Here is a 25,687-nt window from a genome sequence, read left to right on the forward strand (position 1 = left end):
TGATAATTTCGCTGGACTCAAACTTAAAAAAAGACGATAATTTTAGTTATCAGAATTTATCCATTAATATCAATACTCTGCAGAATGCGTGAGGATATGGCTGACCCTAAATCGACGGTGATTGCCGATGAAGCCCTGGCGACGGCGCAAAGCGCCGGTCTGACCCCCGCTTTACCCCTTCAGCCGCAGGCAACCCCGGCACCGCCGCCCGCCTCGATCATCGCGACCAACGCAACCGGAATGGGTTCTGTCCATTACGGCACATTGATGGGCGACGAGCGCAGCTTCGCACCCGCGCCGCCCGTCAATGACGGCCCAGCCATCGTCGCCAGCACCATTCAGATCGCGCAAGCGACGGCGCTTCAGGGGACAACGGCCGATGACAGCGCCGCCGCCAACACTTCACTGGCGACCGGCGACCGGCTTGCGACCAATCTGGAATCGACGCTGCAAACCGCCCAGATGCGCGGCCCGACGCGCGATGCGGAGAGTGCTGCGCGCGCGACCGGGCCTGATGCGACCGCCGCAATCCCGAATGCCGACACGCCGCAAGGCGCGCCTGCGGCCCCAGGTGCCGGCCCCGAGACGATTGCCGCCCCCACGCTTGCGAATGCGCCCGCCGACGCGGCCGCACGGGCAGCAACGAACCCAACCGCTACCGCCAATGCGCGCGCAGGCAGCGATACGACGGCAGCGCGGCCCGTTTCCGATGCCCCCGCACCAGCCGCTGCACCGGCACGCGCCGAACCGCTCGCAACCAACACAACGCCGACGGAACCGACCGAAACGGTCGCCGCCGCACCGCTCGACCTCGCCGCCGCAGCGCCGACGCTACAGCTTGCAAACGCGCACGGCACCGAAGATAGCCAAGTCGCCCTCGATGTGCGGGCAGCACTTGGTGACGCCGACGGGTCGGAGTCGCTAAGCGTCACGATTTCGGGCGTGCCCGCCGGCAGCAGCTTGAGTGCCGGCATCGACAATGGCGACGGCTCGTGGACGCTTTCCGCGAGCGATCTTGCCGGGCTCGCTTTCGTGCCGCCCGCCGACGGTTCGGGCCGCTACACGCTGAGCGTGGAAGCACGCGCAACCGAGTCGGCCAGCGGCGACGCGGCGACAAGCACCGGCACGCTCTATGTCGATATCGACAGCGTTGCCGACCAACCGACCGCCGTTTCGATCGCCGTTCAAAGTGCAAGCGGCAGCGACACGGTTTTTGTAAACGGCGAGACCGGCAGGGTCACGCTCGGCGCACAGTTCAACGACAATGACGGTTCGCAGACCCACAGCGCGACCGTCACGGTGCCGGACAAGCTCATCGTGACCGATGCGGCCGGCGGGATCTGGACGCCCGGCACGGACGGAACGGGCGGCACCATCGATTTCAGCGCCGTCGTCGGATCCGACGGGCGCCTCGATGCGACCTTCCAAGTGCGCGCGGCCGACACGATCCCGGCAGCGGCAATCGGCGGCTTCGCCTTCACCGCAAACTCAGCCGAAGCGGGCGGTGCAACTACATCGGCGAGCCAAACCGCGGCGGCCTCGGTTGCGACCGGCGCCTTGGCCGTCGACGGTACCGTCGGCAGCGACAATTTCGTCGACAGCGTGCGCAGCGAGGCCTTCGACGGCGGTGCGGGAAGCGATACAATCAGCTACGCCGCCGCAAGCGATTCCGTCGTCGTCGATCTTGCGACAGGGACGGGCAATCGCGGCGACAGCTACGCGAACATCGAAAACGTCACCGGCGGCAGCGGTGCCGATACGCTCACCGGCGACGCGAACGCCAACATGCTCAGCGGCGGTGCGGGCGACGATGTTCTCGCAGGCGGCGGCGGGGCCGACACGCTGATTGGCGGCAGCGGGATCGACACCGCAAGCTTCGCCGATCAGACAGCAGCGCTCACCGCGAATCTCGCGACCGGCACCACGAGCACCGGTGCGACACTTTCGGGCATCGAGAACATCACCGGCGGCAGCGGTGCCGACACGCTCACCGGCGACATAGGCGCCAACGTGCTTTCCGGCGGTGCGGGCAATGATCTTCTGTCCGGCGGCGGCGGTGCCGACACGCTGGTCGGCGGTACAGGCAACGACACCGCAAGCTTCGCCGATCAAACAGCAGGTCTTTCCGCGAATCTCGCGACCGGTACGACGAGCACCGGCGCCACGCTTTCGGGCATCGAAAATCTGACCGGCGGCAGCGGTGCCGATACGCTCACCGGCGATGCGGGCGCCAATACCCTTACCGGCGGCGCTGGCAACGACGTGCTCATCGGCGGCGGCGGCAACGACAGGTTGGTCGGCGGGACCGGCAACGACACAGCGAGCTTCGCCGATCAAACGGCAGGCCTGACCGCCAGCCTCTTGTCGAGCAATTCCAGCATGGGCGCCACCCTCATCGGGATCGAAAACCTGATCGGCGGCGGCGGTGCCGATACGCTCACGGGCAATGCTGGCGCCAACCTCATCGACGGCGGTGCGGGCGACGACATCCTGTCGGGCGGCGGCGGCACCAACCCCGTGCGACCGAGCAATTCGGTCGATCCGAACAACGAACCGATCGTCGCCAGCGGGGCCGACACGCTGATCGGCGGAGCCGGCAACGACACCGCGAGCTTCGCCGACCACCGGACGGGCCTTGCCGCAAACCTTGCGACGGGCACGACAAGCACCGGCGCCACGCTCTCCGGCATCGAAAATCTCACGGGCGGCAGCGCTGCCGACACGCTGACCGGCGATGCGGGCGCCAATATCCTGACCGGCGGTGCCGGCAACGACACACTTGTCGGCGGCGGCGGGGCCGACACATTGATCGGTGGTACCGGCACCGACACCGCGAGCTTTGCCGATCAGACGGCAGGCCTTTCCGCGAATCTTGCGACCGGGGCGACGAGTACTGGCGCCACGCTTTCGGGCATCGAGAACGTCACCGGCGGCAGCGGTGCCGATACGTTAACCGGCGACGCAAATGCCAACGTGCTTGATGGCGGCAGCGGCGACGACCTTCTTTCGGGCGGCGGCGGGGCCGACACGCTTGTTGGCGGCAGCGGCACCGACACCGCGAGCTTTGCCACTCAAACGGCGGCGCTCACGGCAAATCTCGCGACCGGTGCAACGAGCGCTGGCGTCACACTCTCGGGCATCGAGAACCTGACCGGCGGCAGCGGTGCGGATACGCTGACCGGCGACGCAAACGCCAACCTGCTCGACGGCGGCAGCGGCGACGACGTTCTTTCGGGCGGCGGCGGTGCCGACACGCTTGTTGGCGGCAGCGGCACCGACACAGCGAGCTTTGCCGATCAGACGGCAGGGCTCACCGCAAACCTCGCAACGGGTACGACGAGCAGCGGCGCCACGCTTTCGGGCATCGAAAACATCACCGGCGGCAGCGGTGCCGACACGCTGACCGGCGACACAAACGCCAACGTGCTGAGCGGCGATGCGGGCGACGACGTTCTTTCGGGCGGTGGCGGTGCCGACACGCTGATTGGCGGCAGCGGGATCGATACGGCAAGCTTCGCCGACGAAACAGCGAGTGTTTCGGCCAATCTCACGGCCGGCACCACGAGTACTGGCGCCACATTCTCGGGCATCGAAAATCTCACGGGCGGCAGCGGTGCGGATACGCTGACCGGCGACACGAGCGCCAACGTGCTGAGCGGCGGTGCTGGCGACGACATTCTGACGGGCGGCGGCGGGGCCGATACATTGATCGGCGGCAGCGGGATCGATACGGCGAGCTTCGCCGATCAGACCTCGGGCCTTTCCGTCAATCTCGCAGCCGGGGCGACGAGCACTGGCGCCACGCTTTCGGGCATCGAAAATGTCACCGGCGGCAGCGGTGCGGATGCGCTGACGGGCGACGCGAATGCCAACGTGCTCGTCGGTGGCGCAGGTGCGGACACGCTGGTCGGCGGTGCTGGCCTCGACACCGCGGACTACAGCGCTTCGGGTGCCGCCGTGACCGTCAATCTTGCGACGGGAACGGGGAGCGGCGGCGATGCGCAAGGCGACGCGCTCGCCACGATCGAGAATCTCGTCGGCTCCAACTTCGCCGATACGCTGACGGGCGACGCGAACGCCAACGCACTCAGCGGCGGTGCCGGCGACGATACGCTTGCGGGCGGCGCTGGTGCCGACACGCTGACGGGCGGCAGCGGCACCGACACGGCGAGCTACGCGGCATCGACGGCGGCGGTGAATGCGAACCTTGCGACGGGCACAGGCACGGTCGGCGACGCTGCGGGCGACGTCTATTCCGGCATCGAAAATCTGACCGGCGGCACGGCCGCCGACATTCTTACCGGCGACGCCAATGCGAATATCCTGACGGGCGGTGCGGGCAACGACTCGCTTTCGGGCGGCAGCGGCGACGATATTCTGGTCGGCGGTGCGGGTGGCGATACGCTGGTCGGCGGTGCGGGCAGCGACACGGCGAGCTACAGCGCTTCGGGCGCCGCCGTAACCGTGAACCTTGCCACCGGTGCGGTGTCGGGCGGCGATGCCGCAAGCGACGTATTGTCAGGCATCGAGAATGTCACGGGCTCGACGCTCGCCGATACGCTGACGGGCGATGCCAACGCCAATATGATCGACGGCGGGGCCGGCAACGATTCGCTGGTCGGCGGTGCGGGCGCCGACACGATCATCGGCGGTGCGGGCAGCGACCAGCTCAGCTACGCAGCCTCGACCGCAGGTATATCGGTCAATCTTGCGACGGGCCTTGGCAGCGGCGGCGATGCGGCCGGCGACGTTTTGTCCGGCATCGAAACAATCGTCGGCTCGACGCTTGCCGATACGCTGACCGGCAGCCTCGGTGCGGATCGCCTCGACGGCAATACCGGCAACGACATTATTGCGGGCGGTGCGGGTGCGGACACGTTGGTCGGCGGTACCGGCATCGACACGGCCGACTACAGCGCATCGGGCGCTGCCGTCACGGTGAGCCTCGCGACCGGCACAGGTATTGGCGGCGACGCGCAAGGCGACACGCTGGCCACATTCGAGAACGTCACGGGCTCGGCCTTTGCCGACACGTTGACGGGCGATACCGCCGCCAACGTGCTCGACGGCGGCGCGGGCAACGACACTTTGATCGGCGGTGCCGGCGCCGACACGCTGACCGGCGGGATCGGTACCGACACGGCGAGTTACGCGACTTCGACCGCGTCGGTCGCGGCGAGCCTTGCGACCGGTACGGGGACGGTCGGCGATGCCAACGGCGATCGCTTCTCGGGCATCGAGAATCTCACGGGCGGCACGGCCGCCGACACGCTGACGGGCGACACCAACGCCAACGTGATCGACGGCGGCGCCGGCAACGATTCGCTGGCGGGCGGTGCGGGTGCCGACACGCTTATCGGCGGCACGGGCAGCGACCAGATCAGCTACGCGACATCGACGACCGGCGTTTCGGTCAATCTCGCGACGGGCCTCGGGACCGGCGGCGATGCCGAAGGCGATGTGCTGTCGGGCATCGAGACGGTCGTGGGCTCGAGCCTTGCCGACACGCTGACAGGCAGCACACTCGCCGATCGCCTCGACGGCGGGGCGGGCGACGATCTTCTGGTCGGCGGCCTGGGCTCGGACTCGCTGGTCGGCGGTACGGGCATCGACACGGCCGACTACAGCGCATCGACAGCTTCCGTCACCGTGAGCCTCACGGCCGGTACGGGTGTCGGCGGTACGGCGCAAGGCGACACGCTCGCCACGATCGAAAACGTAACGGGTTCCGCCTTCGCGGACACTCTGACGGGCGATGCCAACGCCAACATGCTCAGCGGCGGCGACGGCAACGACACGCTGATCGGCGCCGCCGGTGCGGACACGCTTGTGGGCGGTGCAGGCACCGACACCGCGAGCTATTCGACCTCGACCGCGGCCGTGACGGCGAATCTCGCGACCGGTACCGGCACGGTGGGCGATGCCAACGGCGACGTGTTCTCGGGCATCGAAAATCTGACCGGCGGCACGGCCAACGACACTTTGACGGGCGATGCAAACGCCAACGTGATCGACGGCGGGGCCGGCAACGATTCGCTGGTCGGCGGTACGGGCGCCGACACGATCATCGGCGGTGCCGGAAGCGACCAGGTCAGCTATGCAGCCTCGACGCAAGGCGTTGCGGTCAATCTTGCGACGGGTCTGGGCTCCGGCGGCGATGCGGCGGGCGACGTGCTGTCCGGCATCGAAACCGTCGTCGGTTCGAGCCTCGCCGACACGCTGACGGGCAGCACGCTGGCCGATCGCCTCGACGGTGGTGGTGGCGACGATCTTTTGGTCGGCGGTGCGGGTGCGGATACGCTCGTCGGCGGTACCGGCATCGATACGGCCAATTATAGCGCCTCGACAGCCGCCGTGACCGTGAATCTTGCAACCGGTGCTGGATCCGGCGGCGACGCCGCAAGCGACGTATTGTCTGGCATCGAGAACGTCACGGGCTCGACGCTTGCCGATACGCTGACGGGCGATGCCAACGCGAACGTCATCGACGGCGGGGCCGGCAACGATTCGCTGGTCGGCGGTGCGGGCGCCGACACGATCATCGGCGGTGCGGGCAATGACCAGCTCAGCTACGCAGCCTCGACCACTGGCGTGTCTGTCAATCTTGCGACCGGCCTCGGGACCGGCGGCGATGCGACTGGCGACGTTTTGTCCGGCATCGAAACAATCGTCGGCTCGACACTTGCCGATACGCTAACCGGCAGCACGGGTGCCGACCGCCTCGACGGCAATACCGGCAACGACGTGATTGCCGGCGGTGCGGGTGCGGACACGTTGGTCGGCGGCACCGGCATCGATACGGCCGACTACAGCGCGTCGGGTGCTGCAGTCACGGTGAATCTTGCGACCGGCACAGGTATTGGCGGCGACGCGCAAGGCGACACGCTGGCCACGTTCGAAAATGTCACGGGCTCGGCCTTCGCCGATCAACTGACCGGCGACACTGCCGCCAACATACTCGACGGCGGCGCGGGCAACGACACTTTGATCGGCGGGGCGGGTGCGGACACGCTGACCGGCGGTGCAGGCACCGACACGGCGAGCTATGCAACTTCGACCGCGTCGGTCACCGCGAGTCTTGCGACCGGTACCGGTACCGGGGGCGATGCCAACGGCGACAGGTTTACGGGCATCGAGAATCTGACCGGCGGCAGCAATGCCGACACGTTGACGGGCGACGCCAATGCAAACGTGATCGACGGCGGAGCCGGCAACGATTCGCTCGCGGGCGGCGCGGGTGCGGACACCATTATCGGCGGCACGGGCAACGACCAGATCAGCTATGCAACCTCGACCGTCGGCGTTTCGGTCAATCTCGCGACGGGCGTCGGGACCGGCGGCGATGCCGAAGGCGATGTGCTCTCCGGCATCGAGACGGTCGTCGGATCGAGCCTTGCCGACACGCTGACGGGCAGCGGCTTGGCTGATCGCCTCGACGGCGGTGCGGGCGACGATCGTCTGGTCGGCGGCATGGGCTCGGACTCGCTGGTCGGCGGTACGGGCATCGACACGGCCGACTACAGCGCATCGGCGGCGGCCGTCACGGTGAGCCTCACGGCCGGTACGGGTGTGGGCGGTACGGCACAAGGCGACACGCTCGCCACGATCGAAAATGTGACGGGTTCCGCCCTCGCCGACACGCTGACGGGCGATAGCAACGCCAACCTGCTCGACGGCGGCGACGGCAACGACACGCTGAGCGGCATGGCCGGCAACGACCGTCTGTTCGGCGGGGTCGGCAACGACACGCTGATCGGCGGCTCGGGCAGCGACACGCTAACAGGCGGTGCGGGCACCGACACGGCGAGCTACTCGACCTCGACGGCGGCCGTCACCGCGAGTCTTGCGACTGGGCTCGGTACGGTCGGCGATGCCAGCGGCGACGTGTTCGCCGAAATCGAAAATCTGACGGGCGGCAGTGGCGCCGACAATCTGACCGGCGACGGCAACGCGAACATTCTTGAGGGTCTTGCCGGCAACGACGTGCTGACCGGCGGTCTCGGCGACGACACGCTGATCGGCGGTGCGGGCAGCGACACGCTGGCGGGCGGGACGGGCATCGATACGGCAAGCTACGCGACCTCGACGACGGCTGTCACGGCGAGCCTTGCGACCGGCCTCGGTACGGCGGGCGATGCCAGCGGCGACGTGCTGTCGGGCATCGAGAATCTGACCGGCGGTTCGGCGAATGACACGCTTACGGGCGACGGCAATGCCAACCTGCTCGCCGGCGGGGCCGGCAACGATTCGCTGACGGGCGGGCTCGGCGACGACACGCTGGTCGGCGGTGCGGGCAACGACACGTTGGCGGGCGGTACGGGCATCGACACGCTCGACTACGGCACGGCCGGCGGCGGCGTGACTGTGAGCCTTGCGGCCAACACCGCATCGGGCAGCGATGCTTCGGGCGACAGCATCAGCGGCTTCGAAAACGTCGCGGGCAGTGCCAACGCCGACACGCTGACAGGCGACGCAAATGCCAACGTGCTCGACGGGCGGGCGGGCAACGACACGCTGATCGGCGGCATCGGCGACGATACGCTCGCCGGCGGCGGAGGCAACGATCTTATCCAAGGCGGCGACGGTTCCGACCTCGCCTATTTCGGCGTCGGCATGGGCAACGACATCGTGCAAGGCGGCTTCGGCGCCAGCTGGACCGACACGATCTCGATCCAGGGCGATGTGGGCGGCCCGGGTGCGGGCGGTTGGACGCTTGCTTTGAGCGACGGCACCGTGCTGACCGATGCGTCGGCGCACGGCACGATCGCGCTGGGCCAAGACGTGTCGGGCACGGTCGTGATGTCCGACGGCAGCGAACTCACCTTCGAAGGCGTGGAACGCTTCCAGTGGTAGGGACCCGCCGGCGCACTTGAAAGTGTGCCGACATGTCAAAAGATGGTGGGCGCTGTAGGGCTCGAACCTACGACCCGGTGATTAAGAGTCACCTGCTCTACCAACTGAGCTAAGCGCCCTCGCCGAAGCGAAGAAGAGGGCGCCGTATAGCAAAGCGTCCGGCCCTTGTCGAGAACGAATCTTCACGCCCCCTGCGCCACGCGCGCACCGGGCGCGGGCTGGCGCAGTTTCTCGCGTTTCATCGCCTCGTGCAGCAGATCGCGCGCGATTGGTGCCGCCACGGCCGAGCCGCCGCCGCCATGTTCGACGATGACCGAAATCGCAAAGCGCGGCTGCTCGACTGGCGCGTAGCCGACGAACAAAGCATGGTCGCGCTCGCGCCACGGCACTTGATCAGGCTTGCGCAGGCCCACGCGCCGCTCTTCTTCGGTGATGCGGCGCACCTGCGAGGTGCCGGTTTTGCCGCCATAGGCGTAGGAAGCATCGAGGATGCGCGCGCGGAAGGCGGTGCCGCGCGGATCGTTGGTCACGCCGCGCATCGCCCGCAGCATAAGCGCCAGATGCGCTTGCTGCACGCCGATCGACGCGAAGTTTCCGGCCGGGCGGTCGATCATGCGCCGATCCTGCACGAGATCGCGCGTGAGATGCGGCACCACCGCGTAGCCGCCATTGACGAGGCGCGCCGTCATCGTCGCGAGCTGCAAGGGCGTTGTCAGCACGTAGCCCTGGCCGATCGAGGCCACCAGCGATTCGCCCTGCGCCCAGCCTTTGCCGGTGCGCGCGAGCTTCCAGGCGCGCGTCGGGATGATGCCGGCACGTTCGCCCGGCAGATCGATCGCAAGCGTCTGGCCAAGACCGAAACGCCGGGACATCTCTGCCATACGATCCGCGCCAAGGCGCCGTCCCATCTCGTAGAAATAGACGTCGCAGGACTGCATCAGCGCGTCGATCATGTCGACGCCGCCATGCCCGCCCCTCTTCCAGCAATGGAAACGATTGTCGCCGAGGTCCATGTGGCCCGGGCAGAAGACGCGCATTTCGGGCGCCACGCCGCTTTCGAGGGCAGCGAGGGCAACCATCATCTTGTAGGTCGAGCCCGGCGAATACATGCCCGACACGGCCTTGTTGGTCAGCGGCGCGCGGTGGTTGTTCAACAGCGCGCGCCAGGCCGGACCCGAAATGCCGCGCGCGAACTCGTGCGGGTCGTAGCTCGGATGCGAGGCCAGCACGAGCACGTCGCCGTTCGTGACGTCCATCATGACGGCGGCGGCACTCTCCTCTTTGGCGAGGCGGGTGGCCGCCATCAGCTGCAATTCGGCGTCGATCGTGAGCGTGACGTCGGCCCCCGGCTCGCCCTCGTTGCGCGACAGCTCGCGGATCGGCCGGCCGAGCGCGTTCACCTCGAGCTGCGTGTTGCCGGCCCGACCGCGCATCGCCAGATCGTAGATGCGCTCGATGCCGTTGCGGCCGACGCGGAAATCGGGAAGCTCCAGAAGCGGATCGCCGGTGAGATCGGCCTCGGCGGGCGGGGCCACGTAGCCGATCAGATGGGCCATGCTTTCGCCCTGCGGATAGAGCCGCGTCGAGCCCACGTCGATCATCACGCCCGGCAGGTCGGGCGCGTTGACCGCGATGCGGCTCACGTCCTCCCAGCTCAGATTCTCTTTGACCGTGGTCGGCAGGAATTTTCGTTTGCGCGCGACCTCGCGCATCACGCGCCGCCGCTCGGCCTCCGAGATCGGCACGATTTCGGACAGCGTGTCGAGCGTGGCCGGGATCGAGCCGGTCTGCTCGGCCACAAGTACGACGCGGTAGTTGAGCTGGTTGTCGGCCAGCACCGTGCCGTCGCGGTCGAGGATGCGGCCGCGGGGCGGCGCCAGCAGCCGCAGATTGATGCGATTGTCGTCGGCCATCATGCGGTACTTGTCGGCTTCGACGACCTGCAGATAGTACATGCGCGAACCCAGCACGCCGAGCAAAGCAAGCTTGCCCGCCGCCAGCAAGGCAAGGCGCCGGGTGAAACTGCGCTGCCGGTTGGGATCGTTGCGGGTCAGCATCGCACGGGACCTCAGCTCGCGCCCAGGAACAGGCGCTGCATGCGACCCAGCAAGGCCGCAAGGGCCGGATAGAGCGCTATCGTCAGCGCGAATTGCGACAGCCAGATCGGCCAGCCCGGCAGCCCGCCGCGGAACGCAAAACCGAGAATAGCGGCAAGCAGCTGGGCGCCGAACGCCACGATCACGAAAGCGAGCCACACGAGCCAGAACGCCTTGCCGCGAAACACCTTGTGCTGCGACATGATCGTGGCGTGCACGAGCAGCAGTACGAAGGCGTTGAGACCGACGAGACCGCCGGACAATGCGTCGGCGAACAGGCCGATCAGGAACACGCCCCAGGCCGGAAACAGATCGGGCCGATGGACGGTCCAGTAGAAGACCGACATCAGCGCGAAATTGGGGGCGAGCACCGCGTATTCGGGGATCGGGACCGGCACCACCGACAATGCGACGATGAGCACGCTCAAAGCGGCGGGCAATGCGCGTTTGACGAGCCGGTCGAATTGGGCGAAGGCGGCCGCGACCATCTGGGCCGCGCCCCTAGCGCCCGCGCCGCGTCTGCGGCGGCGGGGCGGCCATCGGCAAGGTGCCGCCGGTGCCGTAGTCGACCACGCGCAGATAGTCGAGCCGGTGGAAATCGACATAGGGCTTCACGCGAACACCCTGTTCACCGTTCTGCACGACGACGCCGACCGGCAAGCCCGGCGGGAACACGCCGCCGTGGCCCGAGGTGACGATGCGGTCGCCGAGCTGCGGCCGTGCCCCCGACGACAGGAACACGAGGCGCGGCAGGTCCGAATTGTCGCCGTCGACGATGGCGCGATCGCGCGAGCCTTCGATCATCACCGGCACATGGCTGTTGAGGTCGGTCAGCAGCAGCACGCGCGCCGAGCGCTCGCCCACTTCGCCCACGCGGCCGACAAGCCCGTCGGGCGACAAGGCCGTGTGGCCTTTGGAAATGCCGTCGCGCGCACCGGCCGCAATCAGCACCGAGCGCACGAAGGCGCCGCCGGCATCGGCCACCACGCGGGCGGTAACGTAGGTGAAACTCGCCTCGGTCGAAGCGCGCACCGTATCGCGCAAGGCGCGGTTCTCGGCTTCGAGATTGCGCGCGACCTGCTGCCAATGCATCAGCATGTTGTTCTGTTCGCGCAGCCGCACGTTCTCGGCATGCACCGAAAGCAGACCGCGGACATTGTCGGCGAACTCGTTGGCCGTGTGCACGGGCCGGGCGGCCGCATCGAGCAAGGGGACGACCGCGTCGGCCACGAGCATGCGCCCGCGCTCGATGAACGGGGCCTCGGCTTTGCCGAGCACCATAAGGCCGGCCGCAAGCCCCACCAGTCCCAGAAACGCCGTGCGCTGGGCGAGCACCCGCATCGGGGCAGCCAGCTTCAGCACGGGTCCGGAACGCTTCATGGGCGGCTCAGTACATCGAGATCAGAACGTTGCGAAGGGTCTTCATCTCTTCGAGGCAACGACCCGTACCAAGGGCGACGCAGCTCAGCGGGTCGTCCGCGACCGACACGGGCAGGCCCGAAGCATGCCGCAGCACATAGTCGAGATTGCCGAGCAGAGCGCCGCCGCCGGTGAGCACGATGCCCTTGTCGACGATGTCGGCGGCGAGTTCGGGTGCCGTGTGCTCGAGCGCCACCTTGACCGCCTCGATGATGGCGCTCACGGGTTCGGCAAGGCTCTCGGCGATCTGGCGTTCGGAGATCAGCAATTCCTTGGGCACGCCGTTCATGAGATCGCGGCCCTTGATCTCCATCATGCGGCCCTCGCCGTCGTCGGGCGGGCACGCCGAGCCGATTTCCTTCTTGATGCGCTCGGCCGAGGATTCGCCGACCAGCAAGTTGTGGTTGCGACGGATATAGGCGATAATGGCTTCGTCCATCTTGTCGCCGCCGACGCGCACCGAGCGCGAATAGACGATCCCGCCCAGCGACAGCACCGCGACTTCCGTCGTGCCGCCGCCGATATCGACGACCATCGAGCCCGTGGGCTCAGTCACCGGCAGGCCCGCCCCGATGGCGGCCGCCATGGGCTCTTCGATCAGGAACACGCGACGTGCACCGGCACTCTCGGCCGACTCTTGGATGGCGCGACGTTCGACCGCGGTCGAGCCCGAGGGCACGCACACGATGACCTGCGGCGAGGCGAACGAGCGGCGATTGTGCACTTTGCGGATGAAGTGCTTGATCATCTCTTCGGCAACTTCGAAGTCGGCGATCACGCCGTCGCGCAACGGGCGAATGGCGGTGATGTTGCCGGGCGTGCGGCCGAGCATGAGCTTGGCTTCGTCGCCGACCGCGAGCACTTGCTTCTTGCCCTTGATTTCGGCGATGGCGACGACCGACGGTTCGTTCAGCACGATGCCGCGACCCTTGACGTAGACCAGCGTGTTGGCCGTGCCAAGATCGATCGCCATGTCGGCGGAGAGCATTCCGAGAAGACGCGAAAACATAAGAAAGTCCGTACCTTTCGTGGATGGCGGGGCAACCCGAAACCCCACCGGATAGACGCAGATTCGGTCGGAATTAAGCCGAAATAGACGCGACTGTCGACATATCTGCGGCAGCCCCGGCGGGGGCCGATTTCTTGCGCTTTATCAAGAGCTTGTTGAGGGCGTTCAGATAGGCCCGGGCCGAGGCGCACAATGTGTCGGCATCCGCCCCCTGCCCGTTGACGGTCTTGCCGCCCTCGTCGAGTCGAACCGTGACCTCGGCTTGGGCGTCGGTTCCGGCCGTCACGGCATGCACCTGGTAGAGCTGGAGCTTGGCTTCGTGCGGTACGAGTTTTTTGATCGCATTGAAGACCGCATCGACCGGCCCGTTGCCGCGCGACTGGGCGTTGTGGACGATCCCCTCGATCTCGATTTCGAGATCGGCGATCTGCGGACCCTTGGAGCCGGCCACGACCTGCAGCGACACGAATTTGATCGCGTCGTCGGTGCTGCCCATCTGGTCATCGACCAAAGCGACGATGTCTTCGTCGAACACGTCCTTCTTGCGGTCGGCGAGATCCTTGAACCGCTTGAACGCGTCTTCGAGCAGATTGTCGCCGAGCGCTTCGAAGCCGAGTTCTTTGAGCTTGGCGCGGAACGCCGCACGGCCCGAATGCTTGCCCATGACCAAGGTCGAACGCACGAGCCCCACGCTTTCGGGCGTCATGATCTCATACGTCTGCGCATTCTTGAGCATGCCGTCCTGGTGGATGCCGCTCTCGTGCGCAAAGGCGTTCGCACCGACGATGGCCTTGTTGGGCTGCACCGCGAACCCCGTGATCGCCGACACGAGCCGCGAGGCGCGAACGATATGCGTGGTATCGACGTTCGTGCAGAAAGGCAGACGGTCGGGGCGCGTACGCAGCGCCATCACGATCTCTTCGAGGGCGGCATTGCCGGCCCGCTCGCCAATGCCGTTGACCGTGCATTCGACCTGGCGGGCACCCGCCCCCAAAGCCGCCAAAGAATTGGCGACGCCGAGGCCCAGATCGTTGTGGCAATGCACCGACAGCCGCGCCTTGTCGATATTCGGCACATTCGCGACGATCGCCGCGATCAGCGAAGCAAACTCGGCGGGCTCGGCATAACCGACCGTGTCGGGGATGTTGATCGTCGAAGCGCCCGCCTTGATCGCACTCTCGATGCAGCGGAACAGAAACGGCAACTCGGTGCGGCTGCCGTCCTCGGCACTCCACTCGACGTCGTCGCACAGATTGCGCGCATGCGTCACACTGTCGACGACCGCTTGATGGACCGCATCGGGCGCCATCTGCAGCTTGTATTTCATGTGCAAGGGCGAGGTGCTGATGAAGGTGTGGATACGCGGACGCGCCGCCCCCTTCAACGCTTCCCACGCCCGGTCGATGTCTTTGCGGCCCGCGCGTGCCAGGCCGCACACGACCGACTTTTTGAGTTCATGCGCGATCGCCGACACCGCTTCGAAATCGCCGTTCGACGCGATCGGAAAACCGGCCTCGATCACGTCCACGCCCATCTCTTCGAGCATGCGCGCGACGCGAAGTTTTTCTTCGAGATTCATCGAGCAGCCCGGCGACTGCTCGCCGTCGCGCAAGGTCGTGTCGAAGATCCAAACCCGGTCGCTGTCGGCCATCTTGGCGAATCCCTGAAAAGCCTGTGGATAAAACCCAATCCACGCAAGGTGGAAGGTTAACAGAGATAGCCCCAATCTGACCAGCGATGGGCAGGCGAGCACCGCAAAGCCGGCCAGCCACCGCAAAATTTCGCGCGACATTTGCGCGACATCGACGCGACGCCCACGCAACGCAGGCGCAACATCGACGCGACATTTCTTGATATAAGATCCTGAAAAGAAAAGAAATGTTGCATATGTCTCGGCAAAAACCCGCCTGTTGCGGATGAGCCGAAAGACCCTCTTCACTTGTCAAACAGCGCCCGGCCCGGATGAAAAGCCGATCTGCCAAGCTTGCATCAAAAATAAGAATAAAACAAGAACAAGTGTCACGCGAAGATATTTGACCACCGTCGGGATTTCTGGACCGATGGGACGAGCTTTTTTGCCCCCCGCGGCCCCCCGGAGGCTTCATGACCCGCCTGCCCCGTTTCACGTGCAGCAACGCAGATGTCGCTGAAGCGCAATGCTCGTGCTGCGGCTACGACGATCCGATCTTCGCACCCGAAGCAATAGCAAGGCGCGATCTGTTCCGGCGTGCGGGCGGGCTCGCCGGTGCGGCGGCCCTCGCAACGCCGCTGATGGCGCAAGCGCAGGCCCCGCAATTGGCGCAAGCGCAAGCTCCGGTGCGCGAGATCGTGCAGATCGCAGGCAATGTCTATCGCTTCCGCAACAATTTCCATTTCTCGGTTTTTGCGGTCACACCGGCGGGCGTGGTCGCGACCGACCCGATCAATGCCGACGCCGCGACGTGGCTCAAAAACGAGTTGCGCACAAGATTCAACCAAGCCGTGCGCTATCTCGTCTACAGCCACGACCATCCCGACCATATCAACGGCGGCGAAGTCTTCGCCGATACCGCGACCGTGGTGGCGCATGCCCGCGCGCGCGACAAGATCCGCGACGAGCGCCGCCGCACGGCCCCGGTCAACATCGCCTTCAGCGAAGCGCTGACGCTGGAGCTCGGCGGCACCGTGGTCGAGCTCGAATATGTCGGGCGCAACCATTCGGACAATTCGCTCGTGGTGCGTTTCCCGGCCGCGCGCACGTTGTTTGCGGTCGATTTCATCCCGGTCGAATCGGTCGCCTTCCGCGACCTGCACGAGGGCTACGTGGAAGAATGGTTCGACTCGCTCAAGCGCGTCGAGGCGATGGATTTCGACCTGCTGGCGCCCGGCCACGGGCCGATGGGCACCAAGGCGCATGTGCGCCAGTTCCGCGAATACATGGAAACGATCCGCGACGGCGTGCTTGCCGGCTTGCGCGCCGGCCGCAGCCTCGAAGAAATCCGCCCGAGCATCGATCTTTCGAAATACGCGAGCTGGGCCGGCTACGCGCAGATGCGCGATCTCAATATCGACGGCATGCATCGCTACTACACGCTCTTCAGCCGCCGCAGCGGCTAAGCCCATGCGCCTCACGCCCAAGCACCTCACCAGACGCGAATTCGGACTGGGCGCACTTGGTTTGGCCGCCGCAACGCCGCTTGCCGCCCAAAGCGCCAATGTCGATCTGCTGCTCGTGTTGCTGAACGACGGCTCGGGCTCGATCGACGAAGACGAATACCGGCTGCAGCGCGAGGGTACCGCCGCCGCCATCGAACGGCCGGAGATCGTGAACGCGATCCTGCGTTTGCCCACGCGCGCCATCGCGGTTGCCTACGGCGAATGGGGTTCGCCGCGCGAACCTGCGATCATCCTGCCCTGGGCGCGCATTGCGAGTGCGGACGATGCCGCCGACTTCGCCGACCGCCTGGTGGCGGCCCCGCGCGTGCGCCAAAGCTGGAACGCGATCGGCGACGCGATCGCCATCGCAACCGACCTCATCGCGGTGGCACCCTTCCGCAGCCCGCGCGCCACGATCGACATTGCGGGCGACGGCCCGGACATGCGCAGCGCCATCCTGCCGGCCCCTGCCGCCCGCGACCGCGCGGTTGCCGCCGGCATCACGATCAATGCGCTCGCCATCGCCTCGCCGGGCTCGGGCTCGGCCATGCCGATCGAGCGCCTGCGCGCGAGCTACGAAGAAAACGTCATCGGCGGCCTCGGCGCCTTCGTGATGACGGCCAGCGACCGCAACGATTTCGCCTACGCGATCTTCAACAAAATGGCGCGCGAATTGGCGTGAGGGCGGGCGACGCTCTCCGACCCTAGTTCAAGGCGTAGGGCCGCTGGAACCACCATCGGGTTCGCCGAACTCTCTCTTCGAGGCAATTCCCGCGCTGTCCAGAACCGCATATTCGCGGGGCGACAATGCAGCGACTATTTCGAGAATTCGAACGGCGAGATCGAGCACGACGCTTCGCCTGTTGGTCGGCAAGACGAGTATCGAAAGCGTGCTGTCGGAGAGATTCTGCTGGGCGTACATGTTCTTGTCTGCAGTGATCAGCAGATCGTAGCTGCCTTCCATTTGGGAAAGCAACTTGCCGTTCTTTACGGTCTTCCATCCGATATCTTTGTCGTTGACCGACTTGACGACATGCCCCGGAAGCAAGGGCTTCAATTGGATCGGTATGTTCTCGTCGAGAAGAATTCTCACGTAGGTTCGCTTTTGACCGTCGCACAAGCGGCCGCAAGACACGCGACGAGATCGTCCCGATTGAGACTGGGATAGGACTGGACGATTTCGTCTATCGTGAGTCCGTCCTCGAGATTTTCAAACAGAACTTCGACCGGAACCCGCGTTCCGCGAAAAACCGGGCGCCCGCTCAGAACATCTGGATCGCGAACGACAATTTCCGCCATTTACGCCTCCAAGAGCCGATTTTTGCGATTGCATTAGCTTCATCTTAGCCGTCGCATGCGCAGGCATCAACCGCGTAGCCCGGATCGAAAGCGCAACCGCTAGCGCCGCGAGTGCGCGCGACATCAGGTGCCCCCCAAACGAAAAACCCCGCCCGGTTGCCCGGGCGGGGCTCTGTCGTCGTAGATCGTCGAGAGAGGCTTAGTTCTTGGCCTTGTCGACGAGCTTGTTCTTGGCGATCCACGGCATCATGGCGCGCAGCTTTTCGCCGACCATTTCGATGTCGTGGGCAGCGTGCTTGCGGCGCATCGCCTTGAAGCTCGCCTGGCCTGCGGCGTTCTCGAGCACCCAATCGCGCGCGAAGCGGCCCGACTGGATGTCGTCGAGGATGCGCTTCATCTCTTTCTTGGTCTCGTCGGTGACAATGCGCGAGCCGCGCGTGTAGTCGCCGTATTCGGCCGTGTTCGAGATCGAATAGCGCATCGTGGCAAGGCCGCCTTCGTAGATCAGGTCGACGATCAGCTTCACCTCGTGCAAGCACTCGAAATACGCCATTTCGGGCGCGTAGCCGGCTTCCGTGAGCGTCTCGTAGCCCGCCACGATCAAAGCGCACAGGCCGCCGCAAAGCACGGCCTGTTCGCCGAACAGGTCGGTTTCGCACTCTTCCTTGAAGGTCGTCTCGATGGTGCCCGCACGCCCGCCGCCAATGGCCGACGAGTACGAGAGCGCGATTTCAAGCGCGTTGCCCGAAGCGTTCTGGTGCACGGCCACGAGGCACGGCACGCCGCCGCCCTTCTGGTATTCCGAGCGCACCGTGTGGCCGGGGCCCTTGGGTGCGATCATGAACACGTCGAGGTCGGGGCGCGGTTCGATCAGGCTGAAATGGATGTTGAGGCCGTGCGCAAACGCGATCGCGGCACCCTTCTTCATGTTGGCCTTGAGATCGTCGTTCCAGAGCTTGGCTTGCAGCTCGTCGGGCGTGACGATCATCATCACGTCGGCCCATTTGGCGGCGTCGGCGGGCGTCATGACCTTGAAGCCCGCACCCTCGGCCTTGGCGATCGTGGGCGAACCGGCGCGAAGTGCAATGACCACGTCCTTCACGCCGCTGTCGCGCATGTTCAGCGCATGCGCATGGCCCTGGCTGCCATAGCCGACGACGGCGACTTTTTTGCCTTTGATCAGGTTCACGTCCGCGTCGCGGTCGTAGTAAACGCGCATGGGTCTCTCTCCTCTGGGGTGTTCTTGACTGGCGTTTCGATGAAGCTTGGGGGCGGATTTACATCCGCGCTTCGCCGCGCGCAATGGCGACGATGCCGGTGCGGCTGACCTCGGCGAGGCCCAGCGGCACCATCAGATTGACGAAGGCGTCGATTTTTTCGCCCGAACCCGTGATTTCGAACACGAACGAGCCGATGGTGCTGTCGATGGCTTTGGCGCGGAAAATGTCGGCAATGCGCAAGGCTTCCACGCGCTCGTTGCCCTTCGAGATGACCTTCACCAGCGCCAGTTCGCGCGCGACATGCGCACCTTCTTGCGTCAAGTCCGATACGCGATGCACGGGCACCAGGCGGTCGAGCTGGGCTTTGATCTGCTCGATCACCATCGGCGTCCCGGTCGTGACGACGGTGATACGGCTCTGGTGCTTGGCGGCGTCGGTTTCGGCGACGGTCAGGCTCTCAATATTGTAGCCGCGGCCGGAAAACAGGCCGATGACGCGCGCAAGCACGCCCGGTTCGTTGTCGACGATGACGGCGATGGTATGGCGCTCGATGGCGGCTGGCGTTTGGGGCACGGCGATCTATTCTCTATTTCTTGGGATGCGGCAGGGTCGAAAGCGGTACCGGCCCTTAGACCAGCACCATGCCTTCTTCCGAGATCGGGCCTTTGCCGCTGCTGCCCCCGCCGGTTCCCGGCTGCTTGTCGCTGGGGCCGAGAATCATTTCGTTGTGCGCAGCCCCCGACGGGATCATCGGGAAGCAGTTTTCTTTCTGGTCGACGCACATGTCGACCACGACCGGGCGCTTGACCGCGATCATTTCCTTGATCACGTCGTCGACCTCGGAAACCTTGGTGGCGCGCAGGCCCACGCAGCCGAAGGCTTCGGCGAGCTTCACGAAGTCGGGCAGCGCATCCATGTAGCTTTCCGAATAGCGCGAGCCGTGCAGCAGTTCCTGCCACTGGCGCACCATGCCCATATATTGGTTGTTCAAGATGAACGTCTTTACCGGCAGCCGGTACTGCACGATGGTGCTGAGTTCCTGGATATTCATCAGGATCGAAGCTTCGCCGGCAACGTCGATGCACAGCGCGTCCGGGTGCGCGATCTGCACGCCCATGGCGGCGGGCAGACCGTAGCCCATCGTGCCGAGGCCGCCCGACGTCATCCAGCGATTGGGCTTCTGGAACTTCATGAACTGGGCCGCCCACATCTGATGCTGGCCCACTTCCGTCGAGATATACACGTCGTCGCGATGGGCCGTGAGGGCCTGCAGGCGCTCGAGCGCGTATTGCGGCTTCACGATTTCGGCCGAATGCATGTAGGCCAAGCAATCGCGCTTGCGCCATTGCTCGATCTGCGTCCACCAATCGGCGAGCGCCTTCTTGTCGGGCTTGGCACCGGCGGAGACGCGGCGCTTCCACTCGGCGATCATGGCGCGCACGATCTTGCCGGCATCGCCGACGACGGGCACGTCCACGCGCACGTTTTTGTTGATCGAGGACGGGTCGATGTCGGCGTGGATCTTCTTGGAATTGGGCGAAAACGCGTTGAGGCGCCCGGTCACGCGGTCGTCGAAGCGCGCACCCAGATTCACCATCACGTCGCAGCCATGCATCGTGAGATTGGCCTCGTAGGTGCCGTGCATGCCGAGCATGCCCAAGAACAGCGGATCGGATGCGGGCATCGCACCCAGCCCCATCAGCGTGCTGGTGGTCGGGAAGCCGGTGAGATGGGCGAGCTCGATCAAGGCCGCCGACGCATCGGGGCCGGAATTGATGATGCCGCCGCCCGTGTAGAGGATCGGGCGCTTGGACCCCAGCATCAGATCGACCGCCTGGGCGATCGCTTTGGCATCGGGCTCGGTGCGCGGCGCATAGGTCGGATGCGGCTTGGCGGGGGCCGGGGCATATTCGGTCTTCGCCATCAGCACGTCTTTGGGAAGATCGATCACGACCGGGCCGGGGCGGCCGCTGCGCGCCACGTGGAAGGCTTCGTGGATCGTCTTCGACAGGTTCTTGACGTCTTTGACGAGATAATTGTGCTTGGTCGCGGGCCGCGTGATGCCGGTCGTGTCGGCCTCTTGGAAGGCGTCGTTGCCGATCAGGTGCGTCGGCACCTGGCCCGTCAAGCAGACGAGCGGGATCGAATCCATCAGCGCATCGACAAGGCCCGTGACGGCGTTGGTGGCCCCAGGGCCGGACGTGACGAGCACCACGCCGACCTTGCCGGTCGAGCGCGCATAACCTTCGGCCGCGTGCACGGCCCCTGCTTCGGCGCGCACGAGGATGTGGCGCACGGAATTCTGCTGGAACAGCGCGTCGTAGATCGGCAGCACCGCACCGCCCGGATAGCCGAAAATTACGTCGACGCCCTGCTCGGCCAGCGCTTTGAGGACGATCTCCGCACCCGACAACGGGGCGGTGTCCTGGGCGAGCTTCGCATCGGGAGCGGTCGACATTTTGGGTTCCTTTCAAGCACGGGCAAAATCGGGACCGGGACCATATTCGCCGCGTCCCAGCCCGTCAACGGATTTGTTTAACAAACGTGCGAATCTGACCCATCAGACTTTCCGAATATTGCGCATCGAAGCGCAGCGCATGTTTCATCTGGCCGCGGAACCAGGTCGCCTGGCGCTTGGCAAATTTCGCCGTCGCGAGGCTCAACATATTGATCACACTATCAAAATCGTACTGCCCAGCGAGATGCCCAGCGAATTCGCGCACGCCCAAGGCGCGCATGGCGGGCAGCGTGTCGGGCAGGTTTTGGGCAAGCAGGGCGCGCACCTCGTCCAAAGCGCCGTTTTCTGCCATTTTGCGCGTGCGCGCCGCAATGGCCGCCCGATGCGCCTCGCGCGGCGGCAGCAACACGAGCGTGGGCCATGTCGCGACCATAAGCGGGTCGGCCGCTTGAAAGTCGGACAGCGTGCGGCCGGTGGCTTCGACGACCTCATAGGCGCGCAGCATGCGCTGGCTGTCAGCCATCGTGAGCTTGGCACCCGCAACGGGATCACGCGCCGCAAGCTCGGCATGGAATGCGGCCGCACCGATGTCGGAAAATCTGGCGCGAACGGCGTCGCGGATTTCAGGCGGGATCGGCGGCACGTGGCTCAAACCCTCGACCAGCATTTTGAGATACATGCCGGTCCCGCCGCAGACGACCGCAAGTTTCCCTGCGGCGTTTGCAGCCGCGATTTCGGCCAAGGCCGCTTGGCGCCAGCGCCCGACCGTGCCGTGCGAGGCGGCCTTCCACACGCCGTAGAGACGATGCGGCACAGCGGCTTCGTCTGCGCGCGACGGGCGCGCGGTCAGCACGTCGAGCTCGGCGTAGAGCTGCATCGAATCCGCGTTGATCACCACGCCGTCGAATTCGCGCGCGATCGCCATCGCAAGAGCCGATTTGCCCGACGCGGTCGGGCCCGCGACGATGAGCGCATCGGGCTTGCGCTCGCCCACCGGCTTCACCATGATCCCGCCGCCATGAAGCTTGTCCTTGTCCTGACTGCCGATCCCGCGAAACCCGCACTCGATGCGGCCACGCTTGCCGAATTCGCCGCCGCATTCGGGCCGGCGCGCATCCTCGCCCCCGGCATTGCCGCCGAGCTTTACCCGAACGACGAAGATCCTGCACGCATTCTGGCGACTTCTCGAACGCTGGTGGGCGCGCGCGCCATCGACGCCAATGTGGTACCCGCACTGGGCCGCAAAAAGCGCCTACTCGTGGCCGACATGGAATCGACCCTCATCGAAAACGAAATGCTCGACGATCTGGCCGAGCGCTTGGGCATCGGCCCGCATGTGGCCGCGATCACGCGCCGTGCCATGAACGGCGAGCTCGATTTCCGTTCAGCCCTCACCGAACGCGTCGGCCTGCTCAAAGGCCACGACGAAGCACTGCTGGCGCAAGCGGCCGAGGGTATCCGCATCGTGCCGGGTGCCGCCACGCTTGCCGCGACGATGGCGGCCAATGGGGCGCTGACCGCGATCGTCTCGGGCGGATTTACGTTCTATACGTCGCGCATGCGCCGCCAACTCGGCTTCGCGCGCGACTACGCCAACACGCTCAACGTCGAAAACGGCAAGCTTCTCGGAACCGTCGCCGAGCCCATCCTGGGCCGCGAAGCAAAACTCGCCACGCTCGAAAAGCTCGCGGCCGAAATCGAAGCGCCGCTCGAGGCGACGCTCAGCGTCGGCGACGGTGCCAACGACCTTGCGATGCTGGGGGCGGCAGGCTTCGGCGTGGCGTTCCGCGCCAAACCGGCGGTCGCCGCCCAAGCGCGCCTCAACATCGTGCATTGCGACCTGACCGCCCTATTGTATCTGCAAGGCTACGCGGCAAACGAGTTCGCAGCCCCCAAAGAGGCGTTCGCATGACCAAACGGCTTGTTGTCGGCATTTCGGGCGCATCGGGGGCGATCTACGGCGTGCGCGCGTTGCAAGCGCTGAAAGCCGCCGGCATCGAAACGCATCTCGTGATGACCAAAACCGCGGCCATGACGCTCGCCTACGAGACCGAATGGACCGCGCGCGAAGTGACCGCACTTGCCGACGTCGTGCATTCTTCCGAGGATTTGGGGGCGGCGATTTCGTCGGGCTCGTTCAAGACGCTCGGCATGCTCGTGGCCCCGTGCTCGATGCGCTCGGTCTCCGAGATCGCCTACGGCAACACGACAGGCCTGCTCACGCGCGCGGCCGACGTGCAATTGAAAGAACGCCGCCGCGTGGTGCTGCTGGCGCGCGAAGCGCCCTTGCATGTGGGCCATCTGCGGGCCCTCACGCAGGCCGCCGAAATCGGGGCAGTGATCCTGCCGCCGGTCCCGGCCTTCTACGCCAAACCCAAGACGATCGACGATCTCGTGGCGCACACGGTGGGCCGCGCCCTCGACCTGTTCGACATCGACACCGGCCTCGTCAAACGCTGGGGCGAAACGCCCAGCGTTTGAACGAAGGCCCGCGTCAGCCGCGCGGTTCGACCGGCAAGCCCACGAAGCGCTGCTCGCCGCCGCGCTCGACCATAATCAGCACCGAGCGGCGGCCTTGGGTGCGCTGCTCGCGCACCTTGTCCTGAACCTGGCCGGGCTGGGCGACTTCGGTCTGCGCCACTTCGACGATCACGTCGCCTGGACGAATGCCGCGCTCCTGCGCGACCGAGCCGTCGACGACAGCCGTCACCACCACGCCGCGCTGGCGCTCGGGCAATTGGAAGCGCTGGCGCAGTTCGGGCGACACGGGCGCGAGCGTCATGCCGAGCACGTCGAGCTCGTTGCGCGGCGCGCCCGGTGCGGGCTGGCCCGGTGTGGGACGGGCACCCGGGGCCGCTTGGGCCGCCTGCTCGTCTTCGAGCTCGCCCAACGTCACGTCGAGCGTCACGATGCCGCGATTGCGCCACACCTCGACCTTCACGCTTTTTTCGACCGGCGTTTCGGCCACGAGGCGCGGCAGGCGGCGCATGTCGGTCACGTCCTTGCCGTCGAACTTCACGATGACGTCGCCCGCACGGATGTTCGACTTGGCGGCGGGGCCGTTGTCGGGCACGCGCGCCACGAGGGCCCCACGCGCCTTGTCGAGGCCCACGCCCTCGGCGATTTCGTCGGTGACACTCTGGATGTTCACGCCGAGCCAGCCGCGCCGCACGCGGCCGTCTTTGCGCAATTGCGCGACCACGTTCGTCGCGATCGAAGACGGGATCGAGAAGCCGATGCCGACCGAGCCGCCGGTCGGCGAATAGATCGCCGTGTTGACGCCGATCACGTCGCCCTGGAGATTGAACAAGGGCCCGCCCGAATTGCCGCGATTGATCGAGGCGTCGGTCTGCAGGAAATCGTCGTAGGGGCCTGCGTTGATATCGCGCTGGCGTGCGGAGATGATGCCTTGCGTGACCGTACCGCCAAGCCCAAAGGGGTTCCCGATCGCCACGACCCAGTCGCCGACACGCGATCTGTCGCTGTCGCCGAAACGCACGAAGGGCAGCGGCGTACGGCTCTCGACCTTCAACAAGGCGAGGTCGGTGCGCGCATCCTTGCCCACGAGCTTGGCCGTGAGGGTCTGGTTGTCGTGGAAGACGACGCGGATTTCCTCGGCACCGTCGATCACATGGTTGTTCGTCACGATGAAGCCGGCCGCATCGACGACGAAGCCCGAGCCCAGCGACTGGCCGCGGCGCTGCTGCGGCTGATCGGGGCCGCGACCCTGGCGGTTCTCGAACTCGCGGAAGAATTCCTCGAACGGCGAGCCCGGCGGAAATTGCGGCTGCCCATCGGGGCGGCGCTGCTGCGGCCCTTGGCCCTGCGGCCCCTGCCCGCGCGGACCCGCCTGCGCGGCTTGGGCCGTGACGACCTGGATGTTCACGACCGCCGGCAGCAACCGCTCGGCCAAATCGGCGAACGTGTTGGGCGCCAGCGTGTTGGGCACGGCGCGGCCCGGGCTCTGCGATGTGGGCGCTTGGGCCTGTGCCTGCACGGCAAAAGGCTGGGCCAGGGCCAAGGTCAGAACGAGGGCAGCGGAAGCGAGGGCGCGGACGATCACGGATCGGAACTCCCTGAAAACATTTGAACCGACCAAGTATGCCCGATCAGCCGGGCGTCGGTCGATCCCCTATAGATAGGCGGAAAAATGGCGAAAACAGGGCACCCGCAGACAAATCTTTTTAGCGCATGCTCG

Annotated in this window: 17 protein-coding genes and 1 tRNA gene; 5 read left to right on the forward strand and 13 right to left on the reverse strand. The window is 65.8% G+C overall.

What is annotated here, in order from left to right:
* Positions 1 to 96: 96 nt before the first annotated feature.
* A complete protein-coding gene (locus O9320_17095; GenBank protein MCZ8312565.1) occupies positions 97 to 8,853 on the forward strand; it encodes a hypothetical protein in 8,757 nt (2,918 codons plus the stop codon).
* A 43-nt stretch (positions 8,854 to 8,896) separates the two neighbouring features.
* On the opposite strand, the gene O9320_17100 is transcribed toward O9320_17095, so the two are convergent.
* From O9320_17100 to O9320_17125, 6 genes are all read right to left on the reverse strand, one after another.
* Positions 8,897 to 8,972: transfer RNA gene (locus O9320_17100), tRNA-Lys, on the reverse strand.
* Positions 8,973 to 9,035: 63 nt separating this feature from the next.
* Positions 9,036 to 10,910: a penicillin-binding protein 2 gene (gene mrdA / locus O9320_17105; GenBank protein ID MCZ8312566.1), complete on the reverse strand. Its 1,875-nt coding sequence runs from the start codon at positions 10,908 to 10,910 to the stop codon at positions 9,036 to 9,038.
* A gap of 11 nt (positions 10,911 to 10,921) precedes the next feature.
* Positions 10,922 to 11,437, reverse strand: a complete 516-nt coding sequence (gene mreD / locus O9320_17110; GenBank protein MCZ8312567.1) for a rod shape-determining protein MreD — start codon at positions 11,435 to 11,437, stop codon at positions 10,922 to 10,924.
* A gap of 13 nt (positions 11,438 to 11,450) precedes the next feature.
* The gene (gene mreC / locus O9320_17115; GenBank protein ID MCZ8312568.1) at positions 11,451 to 12,329 is read right to left on the reverse strand and encodes a rod shape-determining protein MreC; all 879 of its coding nucleotides are present in this window, start codon (positions 12,327 to 12,329) and stop codon (positions 11,451 to 11,453) included.
* Positions 12,330 to 12,336: 7 nt separating this feature from the next.
* Positions 12,337 to 13,377 carry a rod shape-determining protein gene (locus tag O9320_17120; protein ID MCZ8312569.1) on the reverse strand — a complete coding sequence of 347 codons (1,041 nt, stop codon included), beginning with the start codon at positions 13,375 to 13,377 and terminating at the stop codon, positions 12,337 to 12,339.
* Positions 13,378 to 13,450: 73 nt separating this feature from the next.
* Entirely contained in the window at positions 13,451 to 15,028 is a 1,578-nt protein-coding gene (locus tag O9320_17125) for a 2-isopropylmalate synthase (GenBank protein ID MCZ8312570.1), read from the reverse strand.
* 452 nt (positions 15,029 to 15,480) lie between these two features.
* On the opposite strand from O9320_17125, the gene O9320_17130 reads away from it, so the two are divergent.
* Together O9320_17130 and O9320_17135 are read left to right on the forward strand one after the other, a co-directional pair.
* Positions 15,481 to 16,473: an MBL fold metallo-hydrolase gene (locus O9320_17130; protein ID MCZ8312571.1), complete on the forward strand. Its 993-nt coding sequence runs from the start codon at positions 15,481 to 15,483 to the stop codon at positions 16,471 to 16,473.
* Between the two features lie 4 nt (positions 16,474 to 16,477).
* The gene (locus O9320_17135; GenBank protein ID MCZ8312572.1) at positions 16,478 to 17,194 is read left to right on the forward strand and encodes a DUF1194 domain-containing protein; all 717 of its coding nucleotides are present in this window, start codon (positions 16,478 to 16,480) and stop codon (positions 17,192 to 17,194) included.
* A 27-nt stretch (positions 17,195 to 17,221) separates the two neighbouring features.
* Here O9320_17135 and O9320_17140 read toward each other — a convergent pair whose 3' ends face one another.
* The 6 genes from O9320_17140 to miaA form a co-directional block, all read right to left on the reverse strand.
* Positions 17,222 to 17,605, reverse strand: a complete 384-nt coding sequence (locus O9320_17140) for a hypothetical protein (protein MCZ8312573.1) — start codon at positions 17,603 to 17,605, stop codon at positions 17,222 to 17,224.
* The gene (locus O9320_17145; GenBank protein ID MCZ8312574.1) at positions 17,602 to 17,811 is read right to left on the reverse strand and encodes a DUF433 domain-containing protein; all 210 of its coding nucleotides are present in this window, start codon (positions 17,809 to 17,811) and stop codon (positions 17,602 to 17,604) included. Before O9320_17145 ends, O9320_17140 begins: the two co-directional genes overlap by 4 nt.
* A 199-nt stretch (positions 17,812 to 18,010) precedes the next feature.
* Positions 18,011 to 19,030 carry a ketol-acid reductoisomerase gene (gene ilvC / locus O9320_17150; GenBank protein ID MCZ8312575.1) on the reverse strand — a complete coding sequence of 340 codons (1,020 nt, stop codon included), beginning with the start codon at positions 19,028 to 19,030 and terminating at the stop codon, positions 18,011 to 18,013.
* 58 nt (positions 19,031 to 19,088) lie between these two features.
* On the reverse strand, positions 19,089 to 19,604 hold the full coding sequence (gene ilvN, locus O9320_17155) for an acetolactate synthase small subunit (GenBank protein MCZ8312576.1): 516 nt from the start codon (positions 19,602 to 19,604) through the stop codon (positions 19,089 to 19,091).
* Between the two features lie 55 nt (positions 19,605 to 19,659).
* On the reverse strand, positions 19,660 to 21,489 hold the full coding sequence (locus O9320_17160) for an acetolactate synthase 3 large subunit (GenBank protein ID MCZ8312577.1): 1,830 nt from the start codon (positions 21,487 to 21,489) through the stop codon (positions 19,660 to 19,662).
* A gap of 64 nt (positions 21,490 to 21,553) precedes the next feature.
* Entirely contained in the window at positions 21,554 to 22,495 is a 942-nt protein-coding gene (gene miaA, locus O9320_17165) for a tRNA (adenosine(37)-N6)-dimethylallyltransferase MiaA (GenBank protein ID MCZ8312578.1), read from the reverse strand.
* Positions 22,496 to 22,507: 12 nt separating this feature from the next.
* On the opposite strand from miaA, the gene serB reads away from it, so the two are divergent.
* Positions 22,508 to 23,401, forward strand: coding sequence for a phosphoserine phosphatase SerB (gene serB / locus O9320_17170; protein ID MCZ8312579.1), 894 nt, complete (start codon positions 22,508 to 22,510; stop codon positions 23,399 to 23,401).
* The gene (locus O9320_17175; protein ID MCZ8312580.1) at positions 23,398 to 23,970 is read left to right on the forward strand and encodes a UbiX family flavin prenyltransferase; all 573 of its coding nucleotides are present in this window, start codon (positions 23,398 to 23,400) and stop codon (positions 23,968 to 23,970) included. The genes serB and O9320_17175 overlap by 4 nt, the downstream gene beginning before the upstream one ends.
* A 13-nt stretch (positions 23,971 to 23,983) precedes the next feature.
* Here the strand turns inward: O9320_17175 and O9320_17180 are convergent, their stop codons facing one another.
* The gene (locus O9320_17180; GenBank protein ID MCZ8312581.1) at positions 23,984 to 25,552 is read right to left on the reverse strand and encodes a DegQ family serine endoprotease; all 1,569 of its coding nucleotides are present in this window, start codon (positions 25,550 to 25,552) and stop codon (positions 23,984 to 23,986) included.
* Between the last annotated feature and the right edge of the window lie 135 nt (positions 25,553 to 25,687).

The sequence above is a fragment of the Magnetospirillum sp. genome (genome assembly GCA_027532905.1).
Taxonomy (GTDB): Bacteria; Pseudomonadota; Alphaproteobacteria; order CACIAM-22H2; family CACIAM-22H2; genus Tagaea.

Excerpts from the sequence above, each read along its gene's own strand:
- O9320_17095 (MCZ8312565.1), top strand. The coding sequence starts at position 97 with ATGGCTGACCCTAAATCGACGGTGATTGCCGATGAAGCCCTGGCGACG.
- mrdA (MCZ8312566.1), bottom strand. The coding sequence starts at position 10,910 with ATGCTGACCCGCAACGATCCCAACCGGCAGCGCAGTTTCACCCGGCGC.
- mreD (MCZ8312567.1), bottom strand. The coding sequence starts at position 11,437 with ATGGTCGCGGCCGCCTTCGCCCAATTCGACCGGCTCGTCAAACGCGCA.
- mreC (MCZ8312568.1), bottom strand. The coding sequence starts at position 12,329 with ATGAAGCGTTCCGGACCCGTGCTGAAGCTGGCTGCCCCGATGCGGGTG.
- O9320_17120 (MCZ8312569.1), bottom strand. The coding sequence starts at position 13,377 with ATGTTTTCGCGTCTTCTCGGAATGCTCTCCGCCGACATGGCGATCGAT.
- O9320_17125 (MCZ8312570.1), bottom strand. The coding sequence starts at position 15,028 with ATGGCCGACAGCGACCGGGTTTGGATCTTCGACACGACCTTGCGCGAC.
- O9320_17130 (MCZ8312571.1), top strand. The coding sequence starts at position 15,481 with ATGACCCGCCTGCCCCGTTTCACGTGCAGCAACGCAGATGTCGCTGAA.
- O9320_17135 (MCZ8312572.1), top strand. The coding sequence starts at position 16,478 with ATGCGCCTCACGCCCAAGCACCTCACCAGACGCGAATTCGGACTGGGC.
- O9320_17145 (MCZ8312574.1), bottom strand. The coding sequence starts at position 17,811 with ATGGCGGAAATTGTCGTTCGCGATCCAGATGTTCTGAGCGGGCGCCCG.
- ilvC (MCZ8312575.1), bottom strand. The coding sequence starts at position 19,030 with ATGCGCGTTTACTACGACCGCGACGCGGACGTGAACCTGATCAAAGGC.
- O9320_17160 (MCZ8312577.1), bottom strand. The coding sequence starts at position 21,489 with ATGTCGACCGCTCCCGATGCGAAGCTCGCCCAGGACACCGCCCCGTTG.
- miaA (MCZ8312578.1), bottom strand. The coding sequence starts at position 22,495 with ATGGTGAAGCCGGTGGGCGAGCGCAAGCCCGATGCGCTCATCGTCGCG.
- serB (MCZ8312579.1), top strand. The coding sequence starts at position 22,508 with ATGAAGCTTGTCCTTGTCCTGACTGCCGATCCCGCGAAACCCGCACTC.
- O9320_17175 (MCZ8312580.1), top strand. The coding sequence starts at position 23,398 with ATGACCAAACGGCTTGTTGTCGGCATTTCGGGCGCATCGGGGGCGATC.